Below are 5,426 nucleotides of genomic sequence, written 5' to 3' on the forward strand. Positions count from 1 at the left end.
TATGGTGAGGCACATTATATTAAAGGGCGTAAAACAAAACAGTCCCTTCAGGGTATTTTAGGTGTACGCTATAGTTTCTAATTATATGGTTATTTTTTAGTTATCTTTAAATGTATGATTAGTTTTTTTAAGTTTTTAATGCAGCATCAGAGAACAATTTTTCAGAGCACGCAGCTTCGTTGTTCATGATAAACTGTATTCCCTTATATACTTGATTATGCATTACTTTTTTTTGATAAGAAAATTCTGAGGAAATGCTAAAGAAGCACTATAAAAACGCCCTTATATTCTTGATCAAAAAAGTATTTAAAAACTATAAAGAACGGTTTTTTATGAGATAAGGGGGATTTTTAAGAAGGATTATTGCAATCTAAGGTTGAAAATATGTTTTGTAGAGCTAATTACGTTCAGTGTCTATGCAGGCGTGAAAGGGGGGAGGATATGGCTCTACAATATAAATGGAAACGACATTGTTGGATACTCATGTTGAGCAGCTGTTTTGTGCAGGCTGCTGCTGCAAATGAGAGGGGGATACCGCTTTTTTGTCAATCTTCAAGTTATGAAAATGGCAAAATATTTCAGGATCAATACAATGAGGATATGAAAACGGGAAGATGCATACTTGGAGCATCTAATGATGTTATTATAAGGGCGCGTAATGAATTAGACTTTTTAAAAAAGCCTAGCGATTTTACTGAGGATAAGGGCGCTAGAGTGTTTGTGAGTCAACAGGAGCTTGACAGCAGTCATCGTGAAAATGTTGAAAATAATGTACAAGAACACAATACTAAAATTCTTAAAAAACCTGAACTTATTTCCATTAAAGATGGGGCACTGTTAGAAAATTATATCCTTGATAATGAAGGTAAAGCATACATTTCAAATGATGGTGAAATTGATAGCCCAGGGCGATCCATTAATAACACAGTAAGGAATGGTGCAGAGCTTTATGTGTATGCAGGAGGACTCAGTGAGGATAGTAAAATTGAACATGGCGGAATTGAAAATGTTGAGGCTTTAAAGGGAAAACAAGGCTTTTCGAAAAATGCTGTCGTTAAAGAAGGTGGACAACAAAGTGTTGGAAATGGAGGAAAAGTAGAGGGGACTAAAATTTATGGTGGTGAGCAACTTGTTTTCGGGGAGGGGGATGTTGGAGGAGAGGTTAAAGGGAGTAGTGCTTCTCATACTATCATTTATGGTCAAGATGAAACACTAGGCCAACAAAAAGTATATGATGGCGGAAAAGTTTGGAATACGAAAGTTATGCAAGGGGGTGTCCAAGAGGTTGGACAAAAGTCTCAAAGTGCAAAAAATGGTGGTTTTGCATTTGACACAGAAGTTTTTGGCGGTGGTAAACAACGTATCTTAAAAGGCGGTCAGGCTATTGGAGTTATTTTAAATGAGAGTGCTATTCAGGAAATATATACTGATGGATCTGTAAAAAATCTAACAATGAATGATCAAACAAAATCATGGGTGCATGCTGGGGCAACATTAGAAGGAAAGACACAGTTAAATCATTCTGGGCAGATCCATCTTTATGCTGGGAATGATCAACATCATACCATAGTAGAAGATATTATTTTAAATGGAAAAGATACAAAACTGTACTCTATTACTGATGAGTTTGATGGAAAAAGTTCTTTGATACAAAAATTAAGTGGTGAAGGGAGTGTTATTTTTTCGTTTACAGGTTCTGATCCATATTATTCTCAGCTTCATGTGAATAATCTTTCAGGAAATTTACATTTCGCGTTCAATACTACGATTGCCCATAACCGTGGTGATTATCTCTTGGTTGAGAAAGGTGCTGGGAATCATACGATAAGTGTTGCTGATTCTGGAGTTGAAATCACGGATCCTTTTTCAAATAAGCGTGATTTAATTATGGATCAAAGTGGTGGAGCACATTTTACACTGACAGATCTTAAGGGTGACAAAATTAACGCCATTGATGGTGGAACTTATATGTATGATTTGAAAGAAAGAAAGGATGAAAATGGAAAAGTTTGGTTTTTATCTGCAGATCGCCTCAGTGGACCAGAAACCTCTATTCCAGATCCGGAAAATCCTTTTGTTCCTGGTGAAACAACAACGACACCCTCTACAGATGCAGTATTAACGTTGTCCGTAGTTCCTGGACTTATTTTTAATAATGAGTTGCAAATTATACGGAATGGTAGAAAAATTTGGGACAGAAATAAGAAAGATATCGAACTATGGACTTATGGGATTAAGAGCAGAGAACGTGTTGCGACAGGCCATACACACTTTAAGCTTGGGCAGACAGGTTTAGTCTTTGGTGCTGATCAGTTAAGTGAATTAAGGCATGGAGAGTTGTATGTTGGTGGTTTCGGTAGTTATGATCAAGCACGTATTTCTCATGCACGAGGTGGTAATAGTGATCTGAGCTCTTATAGCATTGGAACTTACGCAACTTATTTTGATCATCGCGGATGGTATATGGATGGTGTTTTGAAATATAATTATTACCGAGATAATTTGAAAGCCATATCAACGAATGGTTTAGCCATTCAAAGTCATTACAATCAGTGGGCGATAGGTGGATCATTTGAGATTGGTTGTTATTTTGAACCGGCACAGAATACTTGGATGCAGCCTTATATCAAGCTAACAGGTTTGCAGGTTGAAGGTAAAAGAATAAAACTTTCCAATGGAATGATAGGTGATCTAAGCCCATTAACTTCATTCCGCAGTGAAGTTGGATTGACTGCAGGACATGAATTTTTTGTGAGTTCAGAAACTTCATTAACAGCTTACATTATGGCAGCTTGGTTGCGTGAGAATATAAATAATAATTATACGACAATTAATAACCAGTATAAATTTATTACAGATTTGTCAGGCAGTGCGGGTAAATTGGGAATTGGTTTAAACGGTTCGGTCAATGATAAACTAACACTTTATGCGGAAGCACATTATCTAAAAGGACATAAGATTAAGAATGCTCTTCAAGGTATTTTAGGATTACGCTATAGTTTCTAAATATGTGTGCATGGCTGATTAACTTTACAAATGTAATTGTTTTGCAAACTTAAACAGATAACGTTCGGCTATGTCTTCTCGAGAGTGGAAGGACTTTCTCAAATAGTAGAAATGTCTTTATACTCTCTCTTTTAAAGGCAACATACTGAATTTATAATAATAATTCATTTCTATGCATGTTGAATGAGAGTCGCGAAAATCATAGGATTCTCTCATTCCAAATCTGTTTATGTTGAATCAATCAAAATTATTCGCTTGGCACATCGCAAGCGGGATGAAGGTGTGTATAAAAACTATACAAAAAAGAAGTAAAAATGTCTCTGATGAATCGTCTCTAGTGTCAAGGGCTGTCACAACATTGGGATGGCAAAGTGTATGATGATACCGGCCCGCTTCTTCATAAGCGTAAAGATTGGGGGGCAATGGCTTTACCGGTATACCATTATTCATGGATGACGTCGCGAAATGGGCTTGAGTGCATTGAAAGATGTCTCTTTAAAACAAGTGCGTGAATGTACAACCCAATGGCGTTTTGTTTTACGTGAAGGGGGGCGCCATTAAAGGGCACGAGCATTTTTTTCATCTATAATTCCAGATATGCAAATTATTCCTTGAATTTAAGTAAACACTTTGAATTTTATTCAATTTTTCTGCCTTAAGTTAGAGCTTTTTAGTGGTTTATAGACAAACAACTTAAAGTTGTTTAAATTAAAAAATACACTAAAAAATTGTATTTAGACATAAATAAAACACATTATGATACAATCTAAAACGAGCTACCTATGTAGCCGCGGGGTATTTTTCTAAATAATTGAGAGTGGAGTGTGGATAATGCGGTATAAATACAAATTAAGTTTTTCAGTATTGATGATCAGTAGTTGTCTTGTGCAATCTGCAAGTGTAGTTGAGAGTAGGAATAGAGTGCTAACAAGAGCAATACATGTGGTAAATAGAGAAGAGGAAGAAAAAAAATTAGAACAGATTGCTAGTTTTTTCAAAAATAATATTACAATTGAATATGGTGATATAGAGCTTGTTGAAAATGGAAAAACTTCTGTAGGTTCTACTATTAAAAAAGGAGGGATACAAATAGTTACACGAGCAGGAATTGCAATGAACGCCAAAATTTTGGGAGGTCAGCAGTTTATTCATGAAGAGCCATATATTGATCTTACAAGCGTGGAGAGAAAAAGTAGTGCATATAATTCCACAGTTACTGGGGATGGTGGAACAGTTGGACAGCAGAATGTGTATGATGGAGCGTGGGTTTGGTATACGAAAGTGGGAGATAACGGAGAACAAAATCTTTATGCAGGACAAAGAAAAGAGGGAGGGAAATCAATGTATGCTCAGGTTTCTGGGAATGGGAGACAACACGTTTTAGCGTTAGGAGAATCTTATGCTACTAATTTGAAAGATCATGCTATTCAAGTTGTATATCCTGAAGGGTTTGTGGATGGTCTGACTATTAACAACTTTGCTAAATCGTGGTTCCATGTTGGTATACAAGATGTCCTTGGAGAAGTAAGGATCAATGATCACGGAGAACTTTATTTATTCGCTGGTGATAGGACAAATCATACGATTAAGAAAAAAATTCCTATGAAGGACAGAGTGGATGAAACAATATTTGAGGTTGGTGAACGGAATATGGGAGAAAAACCTCAGATTGAAATTGAAGATTTAGGGGGGCACGGAGGGACTGTTATTTTTACTTCTATACCGTATGATCCACGACATATTTCACTTCATGTTAAGAAACTTTCAGGGGATTTACATTTTCGATTCAATATTAGTGCTACGGGGAATTCAAGTGATTACTTGTCGATTGATGAAGGTTCAGGTAATCACAAAATAAGCGTTGCAGATTCTGGTCGTGAAATTACAGGTCCTCTCTCACAACAGAATAGTTTGGTCACAGGGATTAATTTAGTTACTGATAAAGTTGGAGGCGCTAATTTTACTCTGGAAGATCTTTCCGGTAAGGACATTACAGCTGTTGATGGTGGAGCCTATCAGTATGTTTTACGAAAGAGAGAAAGATGTGCTGATGCTAGTGGTTATTCTACAATTTGGTATTTAAGTTCAGCCTCTGAAGGTACGACACGTTCGAATACTGAAATACAGTGTGTAAACAAGAAAACGAAGATTCCTCTTGCATTATCTGATCAAGGTGCTTCTTCTAGAGGAAAAAATACAGGCTCTCGTAAACCTACTATAAAGCAACCAGCTAAACCACGACCTCCACGTCATTTAAGAGGGGCACAGAATGTCTCTAGTGTTTCTGTATCTCCCTCTCAAGAAAATCAGACTCTTGTAGCGTTACCTCCATCAGGTCTTCATCCTCTTTCTGATGAAAAACAACAAACTGCTGTTTCAACCTCTTCTCACTCTTTAGCCGATCAAATGATTGTGCGTCC

At 36.7% G+C, this 5,426-nt stretch carries 2 protein-coding genes and 1 pseudogene; all 3 read left to right on the forward strand.

Annotated features, from left to right (window positions below):
* Positions 1 to 441 precede the first annotated feature (441 nt).
* A complete protein-coding gene (bafA, locus tag ACFIK1_RS04310) occupies positions 442 to 3,006 on the forward strand; it encodes a BafA family autotransporter (RefSeq protein WP_375662170.1) in 2,565 nt (854 codons plus the stop codon).
* Positions 3,007 to 3,320: 314 nt separating this feature from the next.
* Positions 3,321 to 3,555 (forward strand): annotated as a pseudogene (locus ACFIK1_RS04315) (integrase); the annotation flags it as partial.
* Between the two features lie 282 nt (positions 3,556 to 3,837).
* Positions 3,838 to 5,426 (forward strand): pertactin-like passenger domain-containing protein (locus ACFIK1_RS04320; RefSeq protein ID WP_375662171.1); only part of this gene is annotated, 1,589 nt, incomplete at its 3' end.

Origin of the sequence: Bartonella sp. OC16QHHD, from assembly GCF_042194035.1 — a bacterium.
Lineage (GTDB): Bacteria > Pseudomonadota > Alphaproteobacteria > Rhizobiales > Rhizobiaceae > Bartonella.